Here is a 26,213-nt window from a genome sequence, read left to right on the forward strand (position 1 = left end):
GTCTGGCGGCATCCGCGCGCGGATGCGTCAAAGGTGGTTTTTCAGGGAACTCCCCTACGATCAGCGTATGCCTACAAAGAATCGCACGGTGAAGGGTGCGCTCGGCGGAGTCCTCGGACTCGTCGGCCTGAGCGCGGTCGCCGGCCTCCTCGTCACGGCCAGCGTCACCCCCGTCCTCGCCATGACGGGTATCGCCGGCTCGCAGGCTCTCACGATCTTCGAGAAGCTCCCCGCCAAGCTCGACGTCACCGCACCCATGGAGCAGTCGACGATCTACGCGTCGGGTTCCGACGGGACCTCGTACGAGCTGGCCTCCTTCTACGAGCAGAACCGCATCCCGGTGACGTTCGAGCAGATCAACCCCGTCGTGTACGACGCGATCCTCGCCAGTGAGGACAAGGACTTCTACTCGCACGGCGGCGTCAACGTCGGCGCGACCGCCAAGGCGCTCGTCGACAACCTCCGCGGGACCAGCGACCGCGGTGCGTCGACGATCACGCAGCAGTACGTCAAGAACGTGCTCATCCAGGACTGCGAGCAGGACGCCGACCCCGCGTCGGGCACCTACGCGGACGACCTGCAGCAGTGCTGGCTCGATGCGACGAACGCCTCGGGTTCGAAGGGCATCGAGCGCAAGCTTCAGGAGATGCGCTACGCGCTGCAGATCGAGAAGGAGTACTCGAAGAACGACATCCTCCTCGGCTACCTGAACATCGCCAACTTCGGCGGCACGGTGTACGGCATCGAGTCGGCCGCGAGCTACTACTTCTCCACCACCGCCGCCAACCTCACCGTCGCCCAGGCCGCGACGATCGCCGGCATGGTGCAGAACCCGAACCAGTACCGGATCGACAAGCCGGGCGGCACCGGCACGAACGCCGACGGCACGCCGCGCAACGGCGTCGACGACGGCTACGCCGACACGCTCGACCGTCGCCACTACGTGCTCCAGCGCATGCTCGCCCTCGGAAAGATCACCCAGGCGCAGTACGACGAGGCGGACGCGTCGCCCATCACCCCGGCGATCAACCCGCCCACGCAGGGCTGCGCGGCGGCCGGCACGAGCGCCTACTTCTGCGAGTACGTGAAGTCGGTCGTCCTCACCGACCCGGCCTTCGGCGACACCGAGACGGAGCGCCGCGACCGCCTGCGCCAGGGCGGTCTGAAGATCTACTCGACCATGAACATCGACATCCAGAGCGCCGGCGCGGTCTCGATGAGCGAGACGGTCCCCGCGAACTACGACAACCAGTTCTTCCGGGCGGCCGGCGTCTCGATCGAGGCGACCACGGGTCGCGTCCTGGCGATCACGCAGAACACGACGTTCAGCGAGAGCATCCAGGGCGATCAGGCGTACAGCTCGCTGGTCCTCGCCTCGGACAAGGCGCACGGTGGATCCAACGGATTCTCGGTCGGCTCGACGTACAAGCTCTTCACACTGATCGACTGGCTCGAGGAGGGGCACTCGGTGCGGGAGACCCTCAACGGCTCCAACCGCGTGTTCCAGAACTTCAAGTGCGGCGACGACCGCATCCGCAACAACACGAAGATCCAGAACTTCGGCAACCAGGGCGGATACACGGGCACGGTGATGAAGTTCACCGCCGACTCCCTCAACAGCGGATACCTCGCCATGGCGGAGAAGCTCGATCTCTGCAAGATCAACGCGGTCGCCGACCGGATGGGCGTGACGCTCGCGAACGGCGGCAAGACGACCGACGGATCGGCCGCCCCGTACGACATCCTCGGCCCGAAGTACATCTCGCCGCTCGCCATGGCCGGCGCCTACGCCACGGTCGCCAACAACGGCATCTACTGCACGCCGAAGGCGATCGACCGGGTCATCGACGCCGAGGGCAACGACCTCCCCGTCCCGGAGTCGTCGTGCTCGCAGGTCATCTCGCCCGAGGTCGCCGCCACCGCCGCGTTCGCCCTGCAGGGCGTCATGAACGGCGGAACCGGTCGCAAGGCCAACACGAACGACGGCACGCCGCTGATCGGCAAGACGGGTACCCACGAGTCGTGGGGAACCATGATGATCGAGTCCAGCACCAAGGTCACCACGGCGATCTGGGTCGGACGCTCGGAGGGTCAGGCGAGCATCCTGCGCCAGAGCTGGGGCGGCACGGCGCTCAACGAGATGCGCTACGGCCTCGCCCGCACCATGCAACGCGCGGCGAACGCCCAGTACGGCGGGGACGCGTTCCCGCAGCCGGACGCGAACCTCAGCAAGCAGGTCCTGACGGATGTGCCGAACGTCGTCGGGCAGCCCGTCGCGACCGCGACGCAGATGCTCGAGGACGCCGGCTTCCAGGTCGTCGTCGGCGCTGCGGTCGACGGTCCCGCCGGGGACATCATCATGGCGCAGGATCCCGCGGGCCAGGCGCCGAGCGGCGCCACCGTGACGATCGCGCCCAGCAACGGGCAGGGCATCACCGTGCCGGACGTCTCGGGCCAGCCCAAGGCGGCGGGCTTCGCTGCCCTGACCGCCGCGGGCTTCTCGACCGTCGACTTCGACAACTCGTGCAACCCGGGGAACGCGGTGGTGTCGGCGACCAACCCGGCCGCCAACACGGCGGTCAACCGCTCCACGCCGATCACGGTCTCGTGCCAGTGACGTCGAGCCGCTCCGCTCACCCGGCCCTCATCGCGCTCGGCGCGGTGGGGGCCGTCGGCGCTGCGGCGGCGGCGTGGGGCTTCGGCATCGAGCGCTACCTGTTCACCGTCCGCGAGGTCACGGCGTCCGCCCTCGCCCCGGGCTCCGCCCCGATCCGGGTGCTCCACGTCTCCGACGCGCACATGGCGCCGTGGCAGCACCGCAAGCAGGACTGGCTGGCGTCTCTGGCTCAGCTCGATCCCGACCTGATCGTCAACACCGGCGACAACCTCGGCCACCGGGACGGCCTCCTCGGCATCCGTCGCGCCTTCGATCCTCTCGCGGGCATCCCCGGGGTCTTCGTGCACGGGTCGAACGACGTGAACGGTCCCTCGCCGCGCAACCCGCTGCGCTACTTCTCGGGGCCGTCGAAGACGCACCGCGCGCCCACGCTGCTCGACACGGACGCGATGGATTCGTACTTCACGGACGAGCTCGGCTGGACAGGCCTGAACAACACGGCGGCGCGGCTCACCGTCGCCGGCCAGACCGTCGATCTGTTCGGCGTCAGCGACGCGCACCGCGACTGGGACCGCCTCGAGGCGCTGCCGTCGGCCATCGACGCGCTGGGTCCCCGGGGTGCGGACGTCTCGGTGCTCGGGGTGACCCACGCGCCGTATCAGCGCATCCTCAACGGCTTCGTCGACCTCGGTGCCGACGCGATCTTCGGCGGGCACACGCACGGCGGACAGGTCTGCCTGCCCGGCTTCGGCGCGATCGTCGCGAACTGCGACATCCCCCTGAAGCAGGCCAAGGGCCTGAGCACCTGGACGACCGACGGACGCACCGTGCCGCTCAACGTGAGCGCGGGCTGCGGCCATTCGATCTACGCGCCGGTGCGCTTCGCCTGCCGCCCCGAGGCGACGCTGCTCACGCTCACGGCACGCGACTGATCAGCCGATTCGGCGCTACGGGTTTTTCCTTGTAGACTCGGAGGGTTGCAAAACGGGGTGTGGCGCAGCTTGGTAGCGCGCTTCGTTCGGGACGAAGAGGTCGCAGGTTCAAATCCTGTCACCCCGACCAGTGACATCGGAAGGCCGCCCTCACGGGCGGCCTTCTCTGTACCGGGACACCAGCGGAAGGGGAGCGCGTGAACCGACTGCTCCCTGCCCCGCGTCGCGTCACGAAGGGCGTCGCCGCCGCGCTCGCCGTGCCCTTCCTCGCCGGCCTCGCCCTGCTGACCCTCACCCCCACGCGGGTCGAGGAGCGGATGCCGAACCTCCTCGACGTCGTGCTGTCGACCGCCCACCGGATCGGCTGGGACTGGCTCGACTTCACGCGCCTGGAGATCCTCGCGAACGTTCTCGTGTTCGTGCCGGTCGGCATCTTCGCGTTCGTGCTCATGCCACGACGACTGTGGCCCCTGGCCGTGCTGCTGGGGCCGGCGATCTCCGTCGGCATCGAGCTCGCGCAGCGACTCGCCCTCCCCCATCGCGCCGCGACCGTGAGCGACGTGATCGCGAACTCGAGCGGCGCCCTGGTCGGCGTCGTGCTGGCCGTCTGCTGCACGCTGCTGTTCGCTCCGCGCGCGAGGACGACACGTACCCTGGAGGCATCATGACCGCTCCCGCTCCCGCCCTCGTCGCCTTCGACCTCGACGACACTCTCGCTCCGTCCAAGGGCACGATCAGTCGGCGCATCGCCGACCTCCTCGTGGCCCTGCTGCACAAGGCCGACGTCGCGATCATCTCGGGCGGCAACGAGCAGCAGTTCCGCACGCAGGTGATCGCGCAGCTGGGTGACGTCGACGCCGCCGTGCTCGCGCGCCTGCACCTGCTGCCCACGTGCGGCACCCGCTACCTCCGCCACGACGGCGTCGACTTCACCCCGTTGTACGCGCACGATCTCAGCGTCGACGAGAAGTCCGCCGCTCTCACCGCGCTGCGCGAGGAAGCGGAACGCCTGGGCCTGTGGGAGACCGAGCCGTGGGGAGACATCCTCGAGGACCGCGGGTCGCAGATCACCTTCTCCGCGCTCGGCCAGCGGGCGCCGCGGGACGCGAAGCACGACTGGGACCCCACCGGGGCGAAGCGCGAGGCCCTCCGGGACGCCGTCGCACCGCGCCTCCCCGGGCTCGAGGTGCGCTCGGGCGGCTCGACCTCGATCGACATCACGCGCGCCGGCATCGACAAGGCCTACGGCATGCAGCGGCTCGCCGAGCTGACCGGCATCCCCCTGGCCTCCATGCTCTTCTACGGAGACCGGCTCGACGAGGGCGGCAACGACTACCCCGTGCTCGCGCTCGGTGTGCCCTCGATCGCGGTGGACGGCTGGGAGGACACGGCCGCCAGGCTCGACGAGCTGCTCGCCGGCCTCTGACCCGACCCGGATCACGGCGCTCCGCCCCGATGTCGTCGGGGGCCTACCATGACGATATGGATCCCGTCGCGATCGTCTTCGTCACCGCCGGCGTCGCCAGTGCGGCGTGCTGGATCCTGTCGCTGCTGACGCGCGACACGTCGTGGGTCGACCGCGCCTGGTCCATCGTGCCCGTCGTGTACGTGTGGACCTTCGCGATCGCCGCCCTCGCGAGCGGCGTCGACGCGACGCGCCTGGTCGTCATGGCGGTCCTCGCGACAGCCTGGGGCGCCCGCCTGACGTTCAACTTCGCCCGCAAAGGCGGCTACACCGGCATGGAGGACTACCGCTGGGCGATCCTCCGCGGACGCATGCGCCCCTGGCAGTTCCAGCTCTTCAACCTGTTCTTCATCATCGGCTACCAGATGACGCTGCTCGTGCTCATCACGCTGCCCGCGAACGTCGCCCTGCAGCATCCGGTCCCGCTCACCGTCTGGGACGCCGTCTTCGCGGTCGTGTTCCTCGCGCTGCTCGCCGGCGAGACGATCGCGGATCAGCAGCAGTGGGAGTTCCACCGCCGCAAGGAGCTCGCCGGCGGCACGCTCGCCCCGGGATTCATGACCACCGGCCTGTTCCGGTACAGCCGCCACCCGAACTTCTTCTTCGAGCAGAGCCAGTGGTGGGCGTTCTACGCGATCGGCGCCACGGCGGCTGTGGCCTCCGGCGCGGGTCTCCTCGGCGGGGCGCTGAACGTCTCGATCATCGGCCCGTTCCTGCTCAGCATCCTCTTCATCGGCTCGACGATCTTCACGGAGTCGATCACGGCGTCGAAGTACCCGGCCTACTCGGACTATCAGCGCACGACGTCGATGCTCGTGCCGTGGCCGCCGCGGACCCGACCGGTGGCAAAGTCCGCAGCCTGAGCCTGCTCAGCGCACGACGACGTCGGAGGCGGCGCGTGCGACCGGCACGAGACGGGTCAGCTGCGTGACATGCGCGGGCTCCAGCTCCGCGAGCGACGAGACCCCGAGCAGACGCATCGTGCGCTCGATCTCGGTGCGCAGGATCGCGATCGTGCGGTCCACGCCCTGCCGCCCGCCGGCCATCAGCCCGTAGAGGTAGGCACGGCCGATGAGCGTGAAGTCCGCGCCGAGCGCGACAGACGCCACGATGTCGGCGCCGTTCATGATGCCCGTGTCGATCATCACCGTGAAGTCGTCGCCGACGGCACGACGCACCTCGGGCAGCAGGTGGAACGGGATCGGCGCACGGTCGAGCTGCCGCCCGCCGTGATTGGACAGCACGATGCCGTCGACGCCCGCGTCGCGCAGTCGCACCGAGTCCTCGACGTTCTGCACGCCCTTGATCACGATCTTCCCGGGCCACAGATCGCGGATCACGGCGAGGTCGTCGTAGCTGATGGTCGGGTCCATCGCGGCATCCAGCAGCTCGCCGACCGTGCCTCCGGTCGTGCTCAGCGATGCGAACTCCAGCTTGGGCGTCGTGAGGAAGTCGTACCACCACCACGGGCGCGGGATCGCGTTGACGATCGTGCCGAGCGTGAGCTGCGGCGGGATGCTGAAGCCGTTGCGCTTGTCGCGCAGGCGCGCGCCCGCGACCGGGGTGTCCACCGTGAACTGGAGGGTGTCGAAACCGGCGGCTGCCGCGCGGCGGGTGAGCTCGTAGGAGATCTCGCGGTCGCGCATGACGTACAGCTGGAACCAGTTGCGTCCGTGCGGGTTCGCGGCCTTCACGCCCTCGATCGACGTCGTGCCCAGGGTCGACAGGGTGAACGGGATGCCGGCGGCCGCGGCCGCGCCCGCACCCGCGACCTCGCCCTCCGTCTGCATGAGGCGCGTGAACCCGGTGGGCGCGATGCCGAACGGCAGGGCCGAGGGGCCGCCGAGGATCTCCACGGAGGTGTCGACGGTCGGCGCAGGACGCAGGATGCCGGGATGGAACTCGACGTCCTGGAACGCCTGACGCGCGCGGGTCAGCGAGAGCTCTCCCTCGGCGGCGCCGTCGGTGTAGTCGAACGCGGCCTGGGGCGTGCGGCGCTTCGCGATCGTGCGCAGATCGGCGATCGTGAGCGCAGCGTCGAGGCGTCGCTTGCGCCCGTCGAACTCGGGCTTCTTGAACTGCATGAGCTCGAGCAGCTCGGCGGGGCGGGGGAACTGGCGCTGGACCATTGGCGGTGTGTCTCTCAGTCGGCGGACGGGATGGAGCGGGTGAGCCCCGCTGCGGTGTAGTAGCCGGTGATGTGCGCGCGCACGAGCTCGCGCGCGGCGTCGGCATCGCCGCGCGCGATCGCCTCGACGATCGCGCGATGCTCGGCCCGGAGGACGTCGGCCATGCCGGTCCAGTCCTCGATCGCCGCGGCACCCTGCTGCACGTACGACTCGATCGCGGTGCGGAGGCCCGCCATCATCGCGGCGACGACGGAGTTGCCGCTGGCCTCGGCGAGGGCGAGGTGGAGCTGAGCGTCGAGCGCGAGGAACTCGGCCGACGTCAGCCCGTCGGCATCCATCGCCTCCAGCACGCGATGCGCGGCGTCGAGGTCGGGCTGCGGCTGCCCGGCGAGGTCGGCGGCCACCGCGTCCTCGAGGAGCAGTCGCGTGCGGACCACGTCGTGCAGAGGGAAGCCTTGGGCGGCGACCTGGAGCCGCAGGAGGGTCGACATCCCGCCGGTGGGCGTGGCGATGACGATCGCGCCGGACTGGGGCCCTGATCCCGTCGCGGTGCGGATGAGGCCCATGACCTCGAGCACACGCAGCGCCTCGCGCACGCTGGAGCGTCCGACCCCGAGACCGGCGGAGAGGTCGCGCTCGGACGCGAGGCGATCGCCGGGGCCGAGTCGGCCGTCCAGCAGGTCGCGTTCGACATGCTCGAGCACGACTCGCCAGGCACGTGCGGGCTGTTCCGGCATCCGTCCTCCTTCGTGGCGGCCGTGGTCTGTGGTCTGACCACACTAGCGGGTGTGGTCAGACCATGCAATCCGCGCACGCCGATGACCGCCCCTCTCAGGGCGGAGTGCGCGAGGGGCTCAGCCCAGACGGCCGCCGGACTCCTCGAGGTAGCAGGCACCGCACAGCGACTCGTAGGTCGTCAGCTCCGGAGCCGCCGACCCCGTCGCGCCCTCGTCGATCGCGACCTGGTCGCCGTCGAACACGAAGCGCCCGCCGATCACACGACCGTTGAAGACCGCCTTGCGGCCGCAGCGGCAGATCGTCTTGAGCTCCTCCAGGGAGTGGGCGATCGCGAGCAGACGCGCGGATCCGGGGAACGCGTGCGTGAGGAAGTCGTTGCGGATCCCATACGCCATGACGGGGATGCCGTCCTCGATCGCGATGCGGAACAGATCGTCGACCTGCTCGGCCGTGAGGAACTGCGCCTCGTCGATCAGCAGGCAGGCGACGTCGACGGGTCCGCTGGGCAGCAGCTCCTCCTCCGCCGACCGTCGCACGCGGTCGCGATGCTCCGCGAAGAGGGTGCGCGCGTCGTCCTCGGGCCCGATCAGGAAGTCGACCTCCCGAGTGACGCCCAGACGGCTCGCGATCTCGGAGGCGCCCTTGGTATCGATCGCGGGCTTCGCGAGCAGCACGTGCTGACCGCGCTCCTCGTAGTTGTAGGCGGCCTGCAGCAGGGCGGTGGACTTGCCCGAGTTCATCGCGCCGTAGCGGAAGTAGAGCTTCGCCACCGGTCCGCTACTCGTCGATGCCGAGCACGGCGGCGGTCGCCGAGGTCGAGGTCTCGGCCAGCGCGGCATCCGTGTTCAGCTTCTCGCCGAACGTCGGGATGAGCGCGCGCAGCTCGGGCTCCCAGCCCGGATACTCCGAGGGGAAGCACTTCTTCAGCAGGTCGAGCATGATCGGCACGGCCGTCGACGCGCCCGGAGAGGCGCCCAGGAGACCCGCGATCGAGCCGTCGCCCGCGGCGACGACCTCGGTGCCGAACTGCAGGATGCCGCCCTTCTTGGCGTCCTTCTTCATGACCTGGGCGCGCTGGCCGGCGTTGATGAGGGTCCAGTCCTCGCCCTTCGCCGTGGGCATGAAGGTGCGGAGGCTGTCGACCTTCTTCGAGTGGTTCTTGAGCAGCTCGCCGACCAGGTAGGTGATGAGATCCGGGTTCGCGAACGCGACGCGCAGCATCGGCCACAGGTTGTGCGGACGCACCTGGGTCACGAGGTCGAGCATCGAGCCGTTCTTGAGGAACTTCGGGCTGAACGTCGCGAACGGACCGAACATGAGCGATGCCTCGCCGTCGACCACACGGGTGTCGAGATGCGGCACCGACATGGGCGGCGCGCCGACGGACGCCTGCGAGTAGACCTTGGCCTTATGCTGCGCGACGATCGCCGGGTTCGAGGTCTTGAGGAACTGTCCGCCGATCGGGAAGACGCCGTAGCCCTTGATCTCCGGGATGCCCGAGCGCTGGAGCAGCTTGAGAGCCCAGCCGCCCGCGCCCACGAACACGAAGCGGGCATCGACCTCGTCGGGCGTGCGGCCGACCGTGTTGCGGAAGCCGACGCGCCAGGTGCCGTCCTTCCGCTTCTTGAGCGACTTCACCTCGGTGTTGGTGCGCAGCGTGACGCCCGAGTCGGTGAGGTGGTCGAACAGCTGGTGGGTCAGCGCACCGAAGTCGACGTCGGTGCCGGCGGGCACGCGCGTCGCGGCGAACGGCTCGCCCTTGCGGCGCTGCTGCATCAGCAGGGGCGCCCACTTGTTGATGACGCGCGAGTCCTCGCTGTACTCGATGCCTGAGAACAGCGGCTGCTTCTTGAGCACCTCGTAGCGGTCCTTGAGGTACGCGACGTCCTTCTCGCCTCGGACGAAGGTCATGTGCGGGGTCGCGTTGATGAACGTCGACGGCGCGTCGAGCACGCCCTTCTCGACGAGCGACGACCAGAACTGACGGCTCTGCTGGAACTGCTCGTTGATCGAGATGGCCTTGGCGGGGTCGAGCGGTGCGCCGCCCTGCTGCGGCATGTAGTTGAGCTCGCACAGCGCCGCGTGGCCCGTGCCCGCGTTGTTCCAGGGGTTCGACGATTCCTGGGCCACATCGGAGAGTCGCTCGAAGGCGACGATCTTCCAGTCCGGCTGCAGCTCGTGCAGCAGAGTACCCAGGGTGGCGGACATGATTCCACCGCCGATCAGGACGACATCGACTTTTTCGGTCACCACGACAGTCTAGTTCGCGGGCACGGCACGGCAGACCACGCGGGCCCGTCTCACCAGACCGGTTCCGTATCGCGGGGATGCCGTCAGGCTATGACCGCCAGGCGCTCGGCGAGGATCTCGGCGATCTGCACCGCGTTGAGTGCGGCGCCCTTGCGGAGGTTGTCGTTGCTGATGAAGAGGACGAGCCCCTTGCCCTCCGGTGCGGACTGGTCGGCGCGGATGCGGCCCACGAAGCTCGGGTCCTTGCCGGCGGCCTGCAGCGGCGTGGGGACCTCGTCGAGCACGACACCGGGCGCCGTGCTCAGCACCTCGGCGGCACGCTGCGGGGTGATGTCGCGCGAGAACTCGACGTTGATCGACAGCGAGTGCCCCGTGAAGACGGGCACGCGCACGCAGGTGCCGGCGACGCGCAGGCCGGGGAGCTCGAGGATCTTGCGGCTCTCGTTGCGGAGCTTCTTCTCCTCGTCGGTCTCGTTCTGGCCGTCGTCGACGAGGTTGCCCGCGAACGGGATCACGTCGAAGGCGATCGGCGCCACGTACTTCTCGGGCTCGGGGAAGTCGATGGCCGATCCGTCGTGCACCAGGCGCAGGGTGTCGCCCTGGGCGAGCACGCCCTCCACCTGACCGAGGAGCTCCTGCGCTCCCGCGAGGCCCGAGCCGGACACGGCCTGGTACGTCGACACGATCAGGCGCTCGAGACCGGCCTCGGCGTCGAGCGCCTTGAGCACGGGCATGGCCGCCATCGTCGTGCAGTTCGGGTTCGCGATGATCCCCTTGGGACGGTCGTCGATCGCGTGCGGGTTGACCTCGCTCACGACCAGCGGCACCTCGGGGTCGTTGCGCCAGGCGCTGGAGTTGTCGACCACGACGGCTCCGGCCTCGGCGAAACGCGGCGCGTACGCACGGCTCGCCGTGGCGCCGGCGGAGAACAGCGCGATGTCGATGCCCCCGGCATCCGCGGTCTCGACGTCCTCGACGATCACGGTCGCCCCGCCGAACTCGATCGCCGTGCCCGCCGAACGCGCCGACGAGAACAGGCGCAGCTCACGGATCGGGAAGGACCGCTCGGCGAGAATCTCGCGCATGACGGTGCCCACCTGGCCGGTGGCGCCCACGATGGCGACGGAGAGTCCTGAGTCGGAGATGCGGGTCATGATGTTCCTTGGCGTCGAGCAGTGCTGCAAGAGAGGCTTCGGGCGCGGCGTCGGGGTGCGGATGCCGCGCCTGGCGCCGATGTCAGGGTTCCGGCGAGTCTACCGCGCCGGCGAGGGTGCTCGGCTCGGCGTCAGCGGCCGGTGCCGGCGTGGACGGTGGCGTCGAACTCGCCGTCAAGGCCGTAGGCCGTGTGCACCGTGCGCGCGGCCTCGGCGAGGTCGCTGTCGCGCAGCACGACCGAGATGCGGATCTCGGAGGTGGAGATCATCTCGATGTTGATGCCGCCGGCCGAGAGCGCCTCGAAGAGGATCGCCGAGACGCCGGAGTGCGTGCGCATGCCCGCTCCGACCACCGAGAGCTTGCCGATCTGGTCGTCGTGCACGAGGTTCTGGAAGCCGACCTCCGTCTGCTCGGCCGCGAGCGACTTGAGAGCCGCCGCCGCATCCGCCTTCGGGACGGTGAAGGAGATGTCGGTGCGTCCGGTGGCCGACACGTTCTGCACGATCATGTCGACGTTCGCGCCCGACTTCGCGACGATCTTGAAGATCTCCGCAGCCTTGCCCGGGACGTCCGGGACTCCGGCGACGGTGATCTTGGCCTGGCTGAAGTCGGTGGCGACTCCGGCGACGATCGGTTCTTCCATGTCTGCTCCCTCGGCTTCGCGGGGGCTCTTCATGCCCTCGCCCAGAACGTAGGTGCCCTCGGCCGACGAGAACGTCGAGCGGGCGTGGATCAGGACGCCGTGACGGCGTGCGTACTCGACGGCGCGGATGTAGAGCACCTTGGCGCCGTTGGCCGCCAGCTCCAGCATCTCCTCGCTCGAGATGTGGTCGAGCTTCTGCGCCTTCGGGATGATGCGCGGGTCGGAGGTGAAGATGCCGTCGACGTCGCTGTAGATCTCGCACACGTCGGCGGAGAGGGCGGCCGCCAGGGCGACGGCAGTCGTGTCGGAGCCGCCGCGGCCGAGGGTCGTGATGTCGCGGGTGTCGCGGTTGAAGCCCTGGAATCCGGCGACGATCACGATCGCGCCCTCGTCGAGGGCCTCGCGCAGGCGCACGGGGGTGACGTCGACGATGCGCGCCGCGCCGTGCTGCGAGTCGGTGATCATGCCCGCCTGGCTGCCCGTGAACGAGCGCGCCTCGAAGCCCATCGAGTGGATGGCCATCGCGAGCAGCGCCATCGAGATGCGCTCCCCGCTCGACAGCAGCATGTCGAGCTCGCGCGGCGCCGGGATCGGCGCGACCTCGTTCGCGAGGTCGAGCAGCTCGTCGGTCGTGTCGCCCATCGCGCTCACGGCGACGACCACGTCGTGCCCGGCGCGACGCGTGTCGACGATGCGCTTGGCGACGCGCTTGATGCTCTCTGCGTCGGCGACGGACGAGCCGCCGTACTTCTGCACGATGAGGGCCACGTTCACTCCCTGGGATGTCGGGCGGATCCGCCCACGCTCATTCTACGATCGGCGCATATGCCCACCCGCGCATGTGACGGGAGACCCTGCCTCCCCGAGATCGGCCGGGCACGGCTGCGGAGTCGAGGACCGACACGCCGCAGGACACCGGGATGCTGCGGCGTGGTGCGCCCGGCATCCGAATCTGTGCTCGCCGCACGGAACTGGGCCGGGCGGCGGCTGGCCGGGCGGCGTCGGACCGTGTCAGAGGGCGGGCGGGACCGGGGTGGGGGCGAGCTCGGGCGGGGTGGATGCCGGAGGGCGGAGCCGTCCGCCCGTCGCGGCGAACCAGCATCCGGCGATGATGAGCGGGAAGCCGATCAGGAGCCCGGGAGTGAGCGGCTCCGCTAGGACGATGGCGCCGAGGATGATCGCGACGACCGGGTTGACGTACGTGAACAGCGGTGCGCGCACCGGACCGACCTCGCGGATGAGCGCGAAGAACGCGAGGAACGCGACAGCCGTGCAAACGACGGCGAGCGCGAGGAGCGCACCGATCGCCGTGGGGGTCGGTGCCTCGTGCTGCGTGAGGATCCCGATCGGCAGGTAGAGGAGGCCGATCATGAGCAGCGAGAGCGTGATGGTGCCGAGCGAGGGCACGTCGGCGAGCTTGCGGGCGACGATGAAGGGCGCGATCGCGTAGAGCACCGCGACCAGGAGCACCTCCCCCGCCGCGAGCAGGCTGACCTGTCCGCCGAACAGTCCCGGACCCGCGACGACGATCGCGACGCCGACGAATCCGACGACGAGCCCGATCGCCCGAGCGGGTCGGAGCACTCCCCGGTCGCCGCCGCTCAGTGCGATCAGCGCCGCGAACAGCGGGACGGTCGCGACGAGCAGTCCGGTCATCCCGGAGGGCAGGGTCATCTCGGCGTGGCCGAGCAGCACGAACGGACCGGCCATCTCGACGAGACCGAACGCCAGGACCCAGGGCCAGTGCTTCAGAGCCGCACGCAGCGCCCCGCCGCGCAGGGCGAACGGGAGCAGCAGGAGCGCCGCGATGAGCGTACGCCCCGCGACGATCGCCGGCGGGGAGAACGACTCCACCGCGACGCTGATGAACAGGTAGGGGACGCCCCACAGCAGGGCCATCGCGCCGAACAGCAGCCATCCGCGACGGGAGAATCCACCCTGCGCGTTCACAGCACGCGCCGGCCCTCGAAGGCCCGACCGAGGGTGACCTCGTCGGCGTACTCGAGGTCGCCGCCGACCGGGAGGCCGGACGCCAGGCGCGACACCGTGATCTGCATGGTGGTGAGCAGGCGGCTGAGGTAGCTCGCCGTGGCCTCGCCCTCGAGGTTGGGGTTCGTGGCGAGGATGACCTCCTGCACGGTGCCGTCGGCCAGGCGCGTCATGAGCTGGGCGATGCGCAGGTCGTCGGGACCGATGCCGGCGATCGGGCTGATCGCGCCGCCGAGCACGTGGTAGAGACCGCGGAACTCGCGAGTCCGCTCGATCGCCGCGACGTCCTTCGCGTCCTCGACCACGCAGATGAGCGCGGTGTTGCGACGGGGGTCGCGGCAGATCGCGCAGCGCTCCTGCTCGGCGACGTTGCCGCAGATCTCGCAGAAACGCACGCGCACGCGGATCTCGGTGAGCAGCTCGGACAGACGCGCGACGTCGAACGTCGGCGTCTGCAGGATGTGGAACGCGATGCGCTGGGCCGACTTGGGCCCGATGCCGGGCAGGCGGCCGAACTCGTCGATGAGTTCCTGGACGATTCCGTCGTACATCAGGAGAACCTCGTGGGGGGCTCGTAGGGCTCTTCGCGCACGAACGTCGCGCCGAGCACCTGGCGGATGACCGCCTCACCGTAGCGCTGCACTCCCCCGGACGGGGTGCGCTCGGTGACGACGGGGGCGGATGACGCGGCGGCACGCGGCGCGGGTGCGGTTCGTGCCTGCGCGGATGCGGAGGGCGCGGACGGGGTGCGCCCGGCAGCCGACGGCACCGGCTCGTACGAGGGGTCGTACGGCGGCTCGTCGTCGAACGGCGGCGGCTCGTCGTCGTAGGGCGGGAGCGCGTCGTCCACGGCGGGTGCCGGGGTGGACACGGCGGACGCCGCGGGCTCGGACGGGGTCGCCACCTGAGTCGGGCCCGGGGTGGCCGGAGCAGGCGTCGCGGGCGCGCCGGACGGGGTCTCGGGCGCGGTGTCGGTCTTCGCCGGTTCCGCGGAGGACGGGATGGGCGCGACCGCCCAGTCCGTGACGGACGACGCGGAGTCGCTGCGGGTCTGGGGGCGCGAGGGGCCCGCTGACGCAGGCTCCGATGCGGGGGCGTCGGACGTCGCCCCCGGGGACGACGACGGCGAGGACTGCCGCGGCGCACCCCCGGCGGGCATCGGCGCCGGGAGGTACTTGACCTTGACCCCGAGCTCCTGCTCGATCGCGGAGCGCAGGTGGTCGGACGGCCCCGACCCGGGAGTCGTGCCCTTGAACTTCGCGACGTCGTGCTGGCTCGTGAAGCCGAGCGTCAGCACCTCGGTCTCGGTCACGAACGCGAGAGGCTGCACCGCGGTCGCGAGCAACCAGGATGCGCGGCTGATGTCTTCGAGGCGCGTGAGGATCGCCGGCCAGGACGCGGTGACCCGGTCGAACGTGACCGGACCGGAAGGCGCCGGGGCGGGCTCGGCGGGTTCGGCCGGGGCCGGGGCCGGCTCGGCCGGAGCGGGTCCGGGCTCGGCCGGAGCGGGTGCGCCGGTGGACGGCGTCGCGGTCGGTTCGGCGCGTGTCGTCTCGGTCGCTTCGCTCCCTCGCGGGGCGACCGGAGAGGAGGACGCTGCGCTTGCTCGCGGCGCGGTCGGAGAGGACGACGCTGCGGGTGTCCGCTCGGCGACCGGGGAGGACGCAGCAGCGCCGGCATCCGCGGATCCGGCGAGGACCCGCGCCACCATCAGCTCGAGGTGCAGGCGCGGCGAGGTCGCCCCGGACATGTCGTCGAGCGCGGCGCTCACGACATCGGCCGTGCGCGACAGTCGAGCGGCGCCGAACGACTGGGCCTGGGTCTGCATGCGTGCGAGCTCGTCGTCGGCGAGGCCGCGGAGCACGGCGGACGCCCCCGCGCCGACGGCTGCGATGACGATGAGGTCGCGCAGCCGCTCGAGGAGGTCGTCGACGAAGCGGCGAGGGTCCTGACCGGTCTGCACGACGCGGTCGATCGCGGGGAAGGCTGCGGCCGCGTCGCCCGCGGCGAGCGCGTCGACGATCTCGTCGAGGAGCGCCGCGTGCGTGTAGCCGAGCAGGGCGACCGCGCGCTCGTAGGCGACCGTGACGGTCTCGGAGCCGGCCGGCGAGTCCGATCCGGCGATCAGCTGGTCGAGCAGCGACAGCGTGTCTCGGGGCGACCCTCCGCCCGCGCGCACGACGAGGGGCAGCACGCCCTTCTCGACGACGACTCCCTCTTCGACGCAGAGCTTCTCGACGTACTCGAGCATCGCGGCCGGCGGGACGAGGCGGAACGGGTAGTGGTGCGTGCGCGAGCGGATCGTACCGAGGACCTTCTCCGGCTCGGTCGTCGCGAAGATGAACTTCACGTGCGGCGGAGGCTCCTCGACGAGCTTGAGCAGCGCGTTGAAGCCCTGGGGCGTCACCATGTGCGCCTCGTCGAGGATGAAGATCTTGTAGCGGTCGCGGCTCGGGGCGAACGTCGCGCGCTCGCGGAGGTCGCGCGCGTCGTCGACGCCGTTGTGACTCGCGGCGTCGATCTCGACGACGTCGAGCGAACCGCCGCCTGCGCGGGAGAGCTCGACGCAGCTCGGGCACGTGCCGCAGGGGACGTCGGTCGGACCCTCGGCGCAGTTCAGGCACCGGGCGAGGATGCGGGCGGACGTCGTCTTGCCGCAGCCGCGAGGGCCGGAGAACAGATAGGCGTGGCCGACCCGGTCGCCGCGCAGCGCGGTCATCAGCGGATCGGTCACCTGGGACTGCCCGATCATCTCGCCGAACGACTCGGGGCGGTAGCGGCGGTAGAGGGCTGTGGTCACCACCCCAGCCTACGGCGTGCCGCCGACATCGAGGCAGCCCGGGCCCCCGGCATCCGATGTTCCGCCGCACTCCCCCGCCGACACCCCGCCTGCGCGCCGACGCCCCACCTGAGCGCCGTCCGCACGATGGGGCGTGGGCGGCCGGATGGGGCGTCGGCGAAAGGGAGCGCGAGCGGGTCGGCGCTCAGTCGAGAGGCTCGATCACCGGGATCGCGGTCGTGATCACCGGGACGGATGCCGACAGGCGCGTGCCGTCCTCTCGGCGCGCATCCGCGAACTGACGCAGCGTCGGACGGCCGGGGATCAGCGGCCCCTGGTCGGCGAGCGGCACCACGACGTCGGCCTCCGTCGTCGCGACGTAGGCGACGTCGCGCACCGTGAAGGGCACGGGGTCCCCGGAGCGCACGTGCACGCGCAGCTCGTCCTTCGTGACCGTGACCTCCAGTGCGGACCCCTGCCACTGCAGCGGGAACGAGAGCGAGGGCCAGTCCGCGGGGAGACGCGGGTCGAAGCTCAGCTCCCCCGCCCAGTCGCGCATGCCGCCGAAGCCGCACACCAGCGCGGTCCACACGCCCCCGGCCGAGGCGACGTGCACCCCGTCGGCCGCGTTGTGGTGCAGATCGTGCAGGTCGACGAACAGCGACTGCTCGAAGTACTCCCGTGCGAGGTCCTGGTACCCGACCTCGGCGGCGAGGATCGACTGCACGACGGCCGAGAGCGTCGAGTCGCCGGTCGTCAGCGGGTCGTAGTAGTCGAAGTCGGCCTTCTTCTCCTCGGGCGTGAAGTGGTTGCCCTGCAGGAACAGGGCGAGCACGACGTCGGCCTGCTTGAGCACCTGGAACCGGTAGATCACGAGCGGGTGGAAGTGCAGCAGCAGCGGACGCTGATCGTCGGGCGTGTGCGCGAGATCCCAGACCTCGCGCTCGAGGAACAGCGAGTCCTGCGGGTGGATGCCGAGCGCCTCGCTGTACGGGATGAACGTGGCGTCCGCCGCCCGCTCCCAGCCCTCGGCCTCGCCCGCCAGCAAACCGGTGCGCTCGACGACCCGAGCGAACTCCTCGCCGTTCGCCTCCTGCGCCTCGCGGACGACCTTCGCGGCGTAGCGGAGGTTGTAGCGCGCCATGACGTTCGTGTACAGGTTGTCGTTGACGACCGTGGTGTACTCGTCCGGCCCGGTGACGCCGTGGATGTGGAACGTCTCCGTGGGGTCGCCGACCCCCGGCACGGCGTGCGACGACCGCCAGAAGCCCAGCGTCGCCCAGAGCCGGGCGGTCTCGATCGCGACGTCGATGCCCTCACGTCGCAGGAAGTCGTCGTCGCCCGTCGCCCGCACGTACTTGCCGAGTGCGAAGCTCACGTCGGCGTTGATGTGGTACTGCGCGGTGCCGGCCGCGTAGTACGCGGAGGCCTCCTCGCCGTTGATCGTGCGCCACGGGAACAGCGCCCCCGCCTCGTTGAGCTGCGCCGCGCGTCGGCGGGCGGCGGGGAGCATGTGCACCCGGGCGCGCAGGGCGTTGCGGGCCCACTGCGGCGACGTGTACGTGAGGAACGGCAGCACGTAGATCTCGGTGTCCCAGAAGTAGTGGCCGCTGTAGCCCGACCCCGAGACGCCCTTGGCCGGCACGCCGGTGCCGTCGGCGCGGGCCGATGCCTGCGCGAGCTGCAGGAGGCACCACCGGGTCGCCTGCTGCACGGCATCCTGTCCGGCGATGCGCACGTCGCTGCGCTCCCAGAACGCGTCCAGCCAGGCGGCCTGACGACGGAACTGCTCGTCGACCCCCTCGCTCATCGCGCGGTCCAGGGAGCGGCGGCAGCGGTCGACGAGCTCCCGCGGCGGCACACCCCGCGAGGAGTGGTAGCTCACGAGCTTGGTGACGGAGATCGGCACGCCCGCCTTCGCCTGGACGCGGAAGACGTTCTTGGCGATGTCCTCCTCGATGAGCGTGCGCGAGGTGTACTCGTTCTCGGTCTCGATGATGTGGTCGGCGACGACGGCGACGGTCATGCCGGAGGCGGCGACCGAGTAGGACAGGGCGGAACGCAGGCCGTCCTGCCAGTGCTCGGCCGGCTGCAGCACGCGCTCGGCGATCTTCTCGGCCTTGCGCGGGTCGAAGCCCTTCTTCGCCTCGACCGGGGTGCCCGCGTAGACGCCGGCGCCGTCCTGCCGGTTGAGCAGCTGGCAGGAGATCGTGACGGGGGCGTCGGCGTTCTCCACCACGACCTCGAGGCGGAGGATCGCGAGGTGGCGCTGCTCGAAGCTCACGATGCGCTCGTCGCGCATGCGCACGCGCTTGCCGGACGGCGTCTCCCACACGACGACGCGCTCGAGCACGCCCGTCTTCATGTCGAGCGTCCGCCGGTACTCCCGCACGTCGGCGAGGTCGAACGAGATCGGCTCGTCGTCGACGTACACGCGCATCACCTTGGCATCGGGCGCGTTGACGATCGTCTGACCGACCTCCGCGAAGCCGTAGGCCTGCTCGGCGTGCCGGATCGGCCAGGTCTCGTGCAGGCCGTTCACGAACGTGCCGTGCTCGTGCGCACCGCGGCCCTCGATGTGGTTGCCGCGCAGACCCAGGTAGCCGTTGCCGACGCCGAACAGCGTCTCCCCCACCCCTTCCTCGGAGTAGCGCGTCTCGATCAGACGCCAGGGGTCGACGGGGAAGCGGTCGCGGTCGATCATGCGGTCTCCTCGGGGTCGGAGTCGGAGGCGGGTGCGGGGGTCGGGGAGGGAGCGGATGCCGGGAGGAGCACGTCGAGGTCGCCCACGACGACGGTCGCCCCGGCGGCGAGGAGCGCCTCGGCTCCCGCGCCGCGGTCGACGCCGACGACGGTCGCGAAGCCCGCCGCGGCCGCGGAGGCGGCGCCGGACGTGGCGTCCTCGACCGCGACGCTGCGCTGCGGGTCGACGCCGAGCGCGACGGCGCCCGCGTGGAACATGTCGGCGGCGGGCTTGGAGGCGAGGCCCTCGCGCTCGGCGACCACGCCGTCGACGACGATCCGGAAGAAGTCGCGGATGCCGGCGGCGCCCAGCACCTCCTCGGCGTTCTTCGAGCTGGACACGACGCCGAGCGGGATGCCGGCGGCGGTCAGCGCCTCGACGAGGGCGAGCGAGCCGGGGAAGGGGGCGATGCCCTCGGCGCGCAGCGACGCCGCGAAGGCCGCGTTCTTGCGGTTGCCGATCCCGCAGATCGTCTCGGCCTCGGGCGGATCGTCGACCGCGCCCCACGGCACTTCGACGTTGCGGCTCTGCATGAGGCTCGCGACGCCGTCGTAGCGCTTCTTGCCGTCGACGTAGTCGAAGTAGTCGGCCTCGGTGTAGGCCGGCTCGATGCCCCACTGCGCGAAGACCTCGTCGAACACGTGCTTCCAGGCGCGCATGTGCACCTCGGCGGTCGGGGTCAGCACGCCGTCGAGGTCGAAGAGGACGCCGTCGGCGCGGAGCAGATCGGGCAGTGCGTCGGGCACAGAAACCTCCAGGGAGAAGGACGAGGGGTTCCGGCACCTCTCCGTGCCACTGTGCAAGCGTAGTGCGGCACGGCGATGGCCGGTAACCCCCAAACGAGCGGATCGCGTCAGAGCATCCGCGACGTCTGTCGGGCGATCTCGAGCTCCTCGTCCGTCGGCACCACCAGCACCGTGACACGCGAGGCATCGGTGGAGATCCGGCGGATGCCGCGGCGCCGCTCGACGTTGCGGCCGTGATCGATCTCGACCCCGGCGAACCCCAGCGTCGCGAGCGCCTCGGCGCGCACGGCCGCGGCGTTCTCGCCGACGCCGGCGGTGAAGGAGATGACGTCGACGCCGCCGAGCTGGGCGATGTACGCGCCTGCGTACGCCCGCAGGCGGTGGATGTACACGTCGAACGCCAGCGTCGCCGCGGCGTCGCCGCTCTCGCGGCCGGCGAGGATGTCGCGCATGTCGCTGCGTCCGGCGAGGCCCTGCAGCCCGCTGCGGGTGTTCAGCAGCGTGTCGAGGTCGTCGATCGAGTAGCCGGCGCGTCGGGACAGGTGCACGAGCGCCGCGGGGTCGAGGTCGCCCGAGCGGGTGCCCATCACGAGTCCTTCGAGCGGCGTCAGGCCCATCGACGTCTCGACCGAGCGTCCTCCGTCGATCGCCGTGACGGAGGCCCCGTTGCCGAGGTGGAACACGAGCTGACGGAGCGTGCCGAGATCGCGGCCCAGGAACGCGGCGGCGGCCGCGCTCACGAACTGGTGGCTGGTGCCGTGGAAGCCGTAGCGGCGCACCCGGTGCTCTGCCGCGAGCTCGGCGTCGATCGCGTACGTGTAGGCGGCGGGCGGGAGCGTCTGATGGAAGGCCGTGTCGAACACCGCGACGTGCGGCACGTCGGGGAACACCGCCTTCGCGGCGATGATGCCGGCGAGGTTCGCCGGGTTGTGCAGCGGCGCGAGCATCGACAGCTCCGCGATCTGCTCCTCGACGTTCGGCGTCACGAGCGTCGGGGCGTAGAACCGCGCCCCGCCGTGCACGACGCGATGGCCGACCGCGGCCGGCGGATGCTCGTCGAGCGAGGGGCCGTGCTCCGCGAACTGCGCGAGCATGACCGCGAACGCCTCGTCGTGGTCGGCGACCCGCCGCTCGTCCTCGTACGTGGCGTCGACCATCGTCGTGACGGCGTCGCCGGAGGTGTCCGGGCGCACGGTGTGCGCGACAGGACTGAGGTCCTGGCCGATCCGCTCGATGAGACCGCTCGCCAGCTCCCGCTCGTCCTCGATGTCGATCAGCGAGTACTTGAGCGACGACGATCCGCTGTTGATGACGAGGATGGTGGTCATGCGGAGGCCCCCTGCGCCTGGATCGCGGTGATCGCGACGGTGTTGACGATGTCGTCGACCAGCGCGCCGCGCGAGAGGTCGTTGATGGGCTTGTTGAGGCCCTGCAGCACCGGACCGATCGCGACGGCGCCCGCGGACCGCTGCACGGCCTTGTACGTGTTGTTGCCCGTGTTCAGGTCGGGGAACACGAACACCGTGGCGCGCCCGGCGACCGCGGAGTCGGGGAGCTTGGCCTTCGCGACGGCGGCGTCCGCCGCGGCGTCGTACTGGATCGGACCCTCCACGAGGAGCTCGGGGGCGCGCTCGTGCACGAGCGCCGTGGCCTCGCGCACCTTGTCGACGTCGGCGCCGGAGCCGGACTCCCCCGTCGAGTACGACAGCATCGCGATGCGGGGGTCGATCCCGAACTGCGTCGCCGTCGCCGCGGACGAGACGGCGATGTCGGCGAGCTGCTCGGCCGTGGGGTCGGGGATCACCGCGCAGTCGCCGTACACGAGCACCCGGTCGGCGAGCGCCATGAGGAACACGCTCGACACGACCTTCACGCCCGGCCTGGTCTTGATGATCTCGAACGACGGACGGATGGTGTGCGCCGTCGTGTGCGCGGCTCCCGAGACCATGCCGTCGGCCAGTCCCAGGTGCACCATCATCGTGCCGAAGTACGACACGTCGGTGACCGTGTCGGCGGCCTGGGCGAGCGTGATGCCCTTGTGGGCGCGCAGCCGCGCGTACTCCGCGGCGAAGCGCTCCACGAGCTCCGGGTCGGTCGGGCTCACGACGTCGGCGCGGTCGATGTCGACGCCGAGCTCGATCGCCCGCGCGCGCACGGCGGCCTCGTCGCCGAGGATGGTGAGGTCGGCCACCTCGCGCGCCAGGAGCGTGGCCGCGGCGCGGAGGATGCGGTCGTCGTCGCCCTCCGGCAGCACGATGCGCCGTCGGTCGGCGCGTGCCCGCTCGATCAGGCCGTACTCGAACATGAGCGGCGTGACCACGGTCGACTCGGCGAGGCCGAGCTGCGTCGTGAGCTCGGTGATGTCGACGTGCGTCTGGAAGAGTCCGAGCGCTCGGTCGTAGCGGGCGCGGGACTCGGGCGAGATGCGTCCCCGCGTGCCCATGACCCGGACGGCGGTGTCGTACGTGCCGAGATCGGTCGCGATGATCGGCACGGTCGAGGGGAAGCCGTCGAGCAGCTGCACGATGGGCTCCGGGAGCGGGAACGGGCCGTTGAGGATGATGCCGGACACCCGGGGGAACGTGCCGGAGGCGTCGGCGAGCAGCGTCGCGAGCAGCACCTCGGTGCGGTCGGCCGGGATCACCACGACCGACTCCTCGGTGAGCCGCGGGAGCACGTTGACCATCGACATGCCGGCGACGACGATCGTGAGCGCCTCGCGCGCCAGACGATCGGGGTCGCCCTTGATGAGTCGGCCGTCGACGGCCGCGAGGATGCCGCGGATCGATGGCGCGACGAGGGTGCGGTCCTCGGGCATCGCCCACACCGGGGTCGTGCGCGCCGGACGCACCGCCGCGACCGCGGACTCGACCTCGGCGAGGCGTTCGGGGTCGGCGCGGTTGACGACCACCGCCAGCAGCTCGGCCCGTTCGACCTCGAGCTCGGACAGCGCGAGGGCGGCGATCTGGCCGACCGCCGCGGGGGTGCGCGCCGTGGTCGTGCCGAGCTGCTCGGCCTGGCGCTGCTGGTCGCGCCCGCTGAGCACGAGGAGCACGGGGGTGGCGAGGTTCGCGGCGATCCGGGCGTTGTAGCCGAGCTCCGCGGGGCTCGCGACGTCGGTGTAGTCGCTGCCGATGATGACGACGGCGTCGCACTGCGCCTCGACGGCCTTGAAGCGGGCGACGATGGTCGACAGCGCACGCTCCGGGTCGTCGCGCACGTCGTCGTAGGTCACGCCGATGCAGTCGTCGTAGGCGAGCTGCACGCCGTCGTGGGCGAGCAGCAGCTCGAGCACCTCGTCGCGCTGCGTGACCGAGCGGGCGATCGGGCGGAACACGCCGACCCGGGGGGTGACCCTCATGAGCGCATCGAGCACGCCGAGGGCGATCGTGGACTTGCCGGTATGGCCTTCGGCCGAGGTGATGTAGATGCTCTGCGCCACGCCTCCAGCTTAGGTGCACCTCACCGCGCGGGCATGGGCGTCGGTCGTGAGAACCGCCCGACGCCGGCGCGGGTCAGCAGGGCTCGGACATCGCGTCGACCACCGCGACCGCATCCTCGGCGTAGCGCGTGTAGTACGTCGGGTCGAGGTTGATCTGCACGCGGTGGATCGCGAGCGAGCGGTCGAGGCTCTGCCAGTCCGGCACCCGGGCGAGGCGCTGGTAGAACAGCGTCGCGGCGGTGGCGGGATCCATCCGCTGCTCGACGCTCCCCCACCAGTCCTGCTGCTGGAACAGGCCGATGCTCGTGGTGCGAGTCCCGTCGGGATTCGTGAAGCCCGACGTCTCCCAGTCGCCGTAGTCGATGTTGCGCAGGCTGCTCTCGCCCATCGCGGTCATGACGCCGAGGATCTGCCCGTCCCGCCCGAACCCCAGTGCCGTCGCGGTCTGCATGATCGTGGCGGCGTTGTCGAGCTGCTCGCCCTCCCATCCGGCGACTCCCGCCGCAGGGTAGGTCGCGGGGTCGCCGAGACAGATCGCGATCGGCTTCTCGTGCGCGAGTCCGAGCGGGATCAGGATGCCGGCGACCGCCACCGCCGCCACGACTCCGACGGCGAGCACGATCCGCAGCAGCACGCGCCTGCGCTGCGCCCGCCGCTCGGCCCGCCGGCGCGGCGACATCCGTCGGCGACGTGAGCGCGACGTCGGACGTCGTCTCACGGGTCTGCGCGTGCGGCGGTTCCTGGTCGTGCCGCTCATGTCGCCCGCGACCGTCCGCGACCGAGGAAGACGGCGAGCCCTCCGCCGATCGCGCCGAACAGGTGCGCCTGCCACGAGATGCCCTCGCGCACCCCCACGACCCCTGCGAGCATGGACCCGCCGTACAGGGCGATGACGATCACCGCGACCACGGCGTAGAGGATCCGATGCGACGCCCGCCCGGGCGCGAAGACGCGCAGCACCGTGTAGCCGAAGTACCCGAACACGAGACCGGAGGCGCCGACCGTGAGGGTGCCGGGGGCGTTCAGCACCCAAGTGCCGAGTCCGCCGACGACCGCGGAGAGCAGGGTGACGACCCAGAAGCGGCGAGCGCCCTCGACCGCGACGAGACAGCCCAGCACGAGCAGCGGCACCGAGTTGGCGATCAGGTGCTGCCAGTTCGCGTGCAGCAGCGGACCGACGAGGATGCCGGTGAGACCCTCGAGGTCCCAGGAGCGCAGGCCGAAGCCGGTGAAAGATCCGGGGAGGATCGCGTCGGCGGCCTGGACGATCCACATCGCGGCGAGCAGGAGGACCGGCGAAGCGAAGCGCCCCAGGGCGCTCGGTCGCGGGGCGGTGCGGGTCGCGTCGGGGCTCGTCACGTCTCGATCCTGGCAGGCGCGCCCCGGAAGACCCTGAAAAAGAAAGTGACCCTCCGCGCACCCAGCAGAGCCCGGTTACCCTTGCTGCGTTTCCGCCCTGGGGGAATTGGCCTGGATGCCGCCACGCGGAGAGCCGTGGACCAGTCTAGCCGATCCGGGGCGCAACCCCTGCCGCGCGGGTTACGATCGGTTCACGCGCGCACCGCTGCGCCCACGCGAGAGGGAACGCATGCCAGAGAACCCGCCCCCGAGACCACCCGTGACCGACGCCGCGCAGTTCGCCGCGCAGACCTCGGCCATCGTCGACTCGGTCTCGCGTGTGATCGACGGCAAGCCCGACGCGGTGCGCAGCGCCCTGGTGTGCCTCCTCGCCGAGGGCCACCTCCTGATCGAGGACGTGCCGGGCGTGGGCAAGACCATGCTCGCCCGCGCTCTCGCCGCGAGCGTCGACGCCACCGTGCGCCGCATCCAGTTCACTCCCGATCTGCTGCCGGGAGACGTCACGGGCGTGAGCGTCTACAACCCCGTCGACCGCGAGTTCGAGTTCAAACGCGGGGCTGTGTTCGCGCACATCGTGATCGCCGACGAGATCAACCGCTCGTCTCCGAAGACGCAGTCCGCCCTGCTCGAGGCGATGGAGGAGGGACAGGTCACGGTCGACGGCTCGACGCATCCGCTCCCCGATCCGTTCCTCGTGGTGGCGACCCAGAACCCGCTCGAGATGGAGGGCACGTACGCCCTCCCGGAGGCTCAGCGCGACCGGTTCATGATGCGCATCTCGATGGGCTATCCCGACGCCGCCGCCGAGGCCGAGATGCTGCGTCAGCGCGACACCGTCAACCCGCTGTCGTCGGTGACGGCCGTCGCGGACGCCGCGTCGATCACGGCGCTGATCGCCTGGGCGCGGTCGGTGCACGTCGCGCCGGCGATCGAGGAGTACACGGTCGCGCTCGCGCAGGCGACGCGCTCCGACCCGAGCCTGCATCTGGGCGCGAGCCCGCGGGCCACCCTCCAGCTCATCCGGGCCGCCAAGGTCTGGGCGGCGCTCGACGGCCGGGACTTCGTGATCCCGGACGACGTGTCGGCGCTGCTCGCGCCCGTCCTCGCCCATCGCCTGCTCCCGGCACGCGGCGCCCACCGCGCGGGCGCCCAGCCCGTCGAATCCGCCCTGCGGCAGATCGTCGAGCGGGTCCGCGTCCCGGTCGCCGCGCGAACCTGATCGGTCT

Annotated in this window: 21 protein-coding genes, 1 tRNA gene and 1 other RNA gene; 7 read left to right on the forward strand and 16 right to left on the reverse strand. The window is 70.8% G+C overall.

Features of this window, described 5'->3' with window-relative positions:
* Positions 1–67 precede the first annotated feature (67 nt).
* The 6 genes from ACIPY8_RS12300 to ACIPY8_RS12325 all read left to right on the forward strand — a co-directional run bounded on the left by ACIPY8_RS12300 (position 68) and on the right by ACIPY8_RS12325 (position 5,877).
* Complete coding sequence (locus ACIPY8_RS12300; protein ID WP_400818516.1) at positions 68–2,617, forward strand: transglycosylase domain-containing protein; 2,550 nt, start codon at positions 68–70, stop codon at positions 2,615–2,617.
* On the forward strand, positions 2,614–3,549 hold the full coding sequence (locus ACIPY8_RS12305) for a metallophosphoesterase (RefSeq protein ID WP_400820335.1): 936 nt from the start codon (positions 2,614–2,616) through the stop codon (positions 3,547–3,549). The genes ACIPY8_RS12300 and ACIPY8_RS12305 overlap by 4 nt, the downstream gene beginning before the upstream one ends.
* 53 nt (positions 3,550–3,602) lie before the next feature.
* Positions 3,603–3,679 (forward strand) — tRNA-Pro (locus ACIPY8_RS12310).
* A 67-nt stretch (positions 3,680–3,746) separates the two neighbouring features.
* The gene (locus ACIPY8_RS12315; RefSeq protein WP_400818519.1) at positions 3,747–4,217 is read left to right on the forward strand and encodes a VanZ family protein; all 471 of its coding nucleotides are present in this window, start codon (positions 3,747–3,749) and stop codon (positions 4,215–4,217) included.
* Entirely contained in the window at positions 4,214–4,975 is a 762-nt protein-coding gene (locus ACIPY8_RS12320; RefSeq protein WP_400818520.1) for an HAD-IIB family hydrolase, read from the forward strand. The genes ACIPY8_RS12315 and ACIPY8_RS12320 overlap by 4 nt, the downstream gene beginning before the upstream one ends.
* A 56-nt stretch (positions 4,976–5,031) precedes the next feature.
* Entirely contained in the window at positions 5,032–5,877 is an 846-nt protein-coding gene (locus tag ACIPY8_RS12325) for a DUF1295 domain-containing protein (protein WP_400818523.1), read from the forward strand.
* A 6-nt stretch (positions 5,878–5,883) separates the two neighbouring features.
* Here ACIPY8_RS12325 and ACIPY8_RS12330 read toward each other — a convergent pair whose 3' ends face one another.
* From ACIPY8_RS12330 to ffs, 16 genes are all read right to left on the reverse strand, one after another.
* Positions 5,884–7,143: an alpha-hydroxy-acid oxidizing protein gene (locus ACIPY8_RS12330; RefSeq protein ID WP_400818525.1), complete on the reverse strand. Its 1,260-nt coding sequence runs from the start codon at positions 7,141–7,143 to the stop codon at positions 5,884–5,886.
* 14 nt (positions 7,144–7,157) lie between these two features.
* Positions 7,158–7,880, reverse strand: coding sequence for a FadR/GntR family transcriptional regulator (locus tag ACIPY8_RS12335; protein WP_400818527.1), 723 nt, complete (start codon positions 7,878–7,880; stop codon positions 7,158–7,160).
* Between the two features lie 117 nt (positions 7,881–7,997).
* A complete protein-coding gene (locus ACIPY8_RS12340; protein ID WP_400818530.1) occupies positions 7,998–8,651 on the reverse strand; it encodes a thymidine kinase in 654 nt (217 codons plus the stop codon).
* 7 nt (positions 8,652–8,658) lie between these two features.
* A complete protein-coding gene (locus tag ACIPY8_RS12345; protein WP_400818533.1) occupies positions 8,659–10,131 on the reverse strand; it encodes a malate:quinone oxidoreductase in 1,473 nt (490 codons plus the stop codon).
* Between the two features lie 83 nt (positions 10,132–10,214).
* On the reverse strand, positions 10,215–11,285 hold the full coding sequence (locus ACIPY8_RS12350; RefSeq protein ID WP_400818536.1) for an aspartate-semialdehyde dehydrogenase: 1,071 nt from the start codon (positions 11,283–11,285) through the stop codon (positions 10,215–10,217).
* Between the two features lie 131 nt (positions 11,286–11,416).
* Positions 11,417–12,697, reverse strand: a complete 1,281-nt coding sequence (locus ACIPY8_RS12355) for an aspartate kinase (protein ID WP_400818538.1) — start codon at positions 12,695–12,697, stop codon at positions 11,417–11,419.
* Between the two features lie 243 nt (positions 12,698–12,940).
* Positions 12,941–13,879 (reverse strand): DMT family transporter, encoded by a 939-nt coding sequence (locus ACIPY8_RS12360; protein WP_400818540.1) that lies wholly within the window; start codon positions 13,877–13,879, stop codon positions 12,941–12,943.
* Complete coding sequence (gene recR / locus ACIPY8_RS12365) at positions 13,876–14,469, reverse strand: recombination mediator RecR (RefSeq protein WP_050722587.1); 594 nt, start codon at positions 14,467–14,469, stop codon at positions 13,876–13,878. Before recR ends, ACIPY8_RS12360 begins: the two co-directional genes overlap by 4 nt.
* Entirely contained in the window at positions 14,469–16,718 is a 2,250-nt protein-coding gene (locus tag ACIPY8_RS12370) for a DNA polymerase III subunit gamma and tau (protein WP_400818543.1), read from the reverse strand. Before ACIPY8_RS12370 ends, recR begins: the two co-directional genes overlap by 1 nt.
* Before the next feature lie 184 nt (positions 16,719–16,902).
* The gene (locus tag ACIPY8_RS12375; RefSeq protein WP_400818546.1) at positions 16,903–19,401 is read right to left on the reverse strand and encodes a glycoside hydrolase family 65 protein; all 2,499 of its coding nucleotides are present in this window, start codon (positions 19,399–19,401) and stop codon (positions 16,903–16,905) included.
* Complete coding sequence (locus ACIPY8_RS12380) at positions 19,398–20,186, reverse strand: beta-phosphoglucomutase family hydrolase (protein ID WP_400818548.1); 789 nt, start codon at positions 20,184–20,186, stop codon at positions 19,398–19,400. Before ACIPY8_RS12380 ends, ACIPY8_RS12375 begins: the two co-directional genes overlap by 4 nt.
* Before the next feature lie 107 nt (positions 20,187–20,293).
* A complete protein-coding gene (locus ACIPY8_RS12385; RefSeq protein ID WP_400818551.1) occupies positions 20,294–21,514 on the reverse strand; it encodes an acetate/propionate family kinase in 1,221 nt (406 codons plus the stop codon).
* Positions 21,511–23,628: a phosphate acetyltransferase gene (gene pta / locus ACIPY8_RS12390; protein WP_400818553.1), complete on the reverse strand. Its 2,118-nt coding sequence runs from the start codon at positions 23,626–23,628 to the stop codon at positions 21,511–21,513. The genes ACIPY8_RS12385 and pta overlap by 4 nt, the downstream gene beginning before the upstream one ends.
* Positions 23,629–23,701: 73 nt before the next feature.
* Entirely contained in the window at positions 23,702–24,262 is a 561-nt protein-coding gene (locus tag ACIPY8_RS12395) for a hypothetical protein (RefSeq protein WP_400818556.1), read from the reverse strand.
* A 119-nt stretch (positions 24,263–24,381) separates the two neighbouring features.
* A complete protein-coding gene (locus tag ACIPY8_RS12400) occupies positions 24,382–24,987 on the reverse strand; it encodes a rhomboid family intramembrane serine protease (RefSeq protein WP_400818558.1) in 606 nt (201 codons plus the stop codon).
* 41 nt (positions 24,988–25,028) lie between these two features.
* Positions 25,029–25,125, reverse strand: an RNA gene (gene ffs, locus ACIPY8_RS12405) — signal recognition particle sRNA small type.
* Positions 25,126–25,216: 91 nt separating this feature from the next.
* Between ffs and ACIPY8_RS12410 the strand changes: the two genes are divergently transcribed.
* Positions 25,217–26,206: an AAA family ATPase gene (locus tag ACIPY8_RS12410; protein WP_400818560.1), complete on the forward strand. Its 990-nt coding sequence runs from the start codon at positions 25,217–25,219 to the stop codon at positions 26,204–26,206.
* Positions 26,207–26,213 lie beyond the last annotated feature (7 nt).

It is taken from the genome of Microbacterium sp. NPDC089696 (assembly GCF_044749125.1).
In the GTDB taxonomy this organism is placed as follows: Bacteria; Actinomycetota; Actinomycetes; order Actinomycetales; family Microbacteriaceae; genus Microbacterium.

What these genes read in the sequence shown, in the direction of transcription:
- ACIPY8_RS12330 (WP_400818525.1), bottom strand. Translation starts at nt 7,143, where the DNA reads ATGGTCCAGCGCCAGTTCCCCCGCCCCGCCGAGCTGCTCGAGCTCATG.
- ACIPY8_RS12335 (WP_400818527.1), bottom strand. Translation starts at nt 7,880, where the DNA reads ATGCCGGAACAGCCCGCACGTGCCTGGCGAGTCGTGCTCGAGCATGTC.
- recR (WP_050722587.1), bottom strand. Translation starts at nt 14,469, where the DNA reads ATGTACGACGGAATCGTCCAGGAACTCATCGACGAGTTCGGCCGCCTG.
- ACIPY8_RS12300 (WP_400818516.1), top strand. Translation starts at nt 68, where the DNA reads ATGCCTACAAAGAATCGCACGGTGAAGGGTGCGCTCGGCGGAGTCCTC.
- ACIPY8_RS12325 (WP_400818523.1), top strand. Translation starts at nt 5,032, where the DNA reads ATGGATCCCGTCGCGATCGTCTTCGTCACCGCCGGCGTCGCCAGTGCG.
- ACIPY8_RS12410 (WP_400818560.1), top strand. Translation starts at nt 25,217, where the DNA reads ATGCCAGAGAACCCGCCCCCGAGACCACCCGTGACCGACGCCGCGCAG.
- ACIPY8_RS12350 (WP_400818536.1), bottom strand. Translation starts at nt 11,285, where the DNA reads ATGACCCGCATCTCCGACTCAGGACTCTCCGTCGCCATCGTGGGCGCC.
- ACIPY8_RS12375 (WP_400818546.1), bottom strand. Translation starts at nt 19,401, where the DNA reads ATGATCGACCGCGACCGCTTCCCCGTCGACCCCTGGCGTCTGATCGAG.
- ACIPY8_RS12320 (WP_400818520.1), top strand. Translation starts at nt 4,214, where the DNA reads ATGACCGCTCCCGCTCCCGCCCTCGTCGCCTTCGACCTCGACGACACT.
- ACIPY8_RS12385 (WP_400818551.1), bottom strand. Translation starts at nt 21,514, where the DNA reads ATGACCACCATCCTCGTCATCAACAGCGGATCGTCGTCGCTCAAGTAC.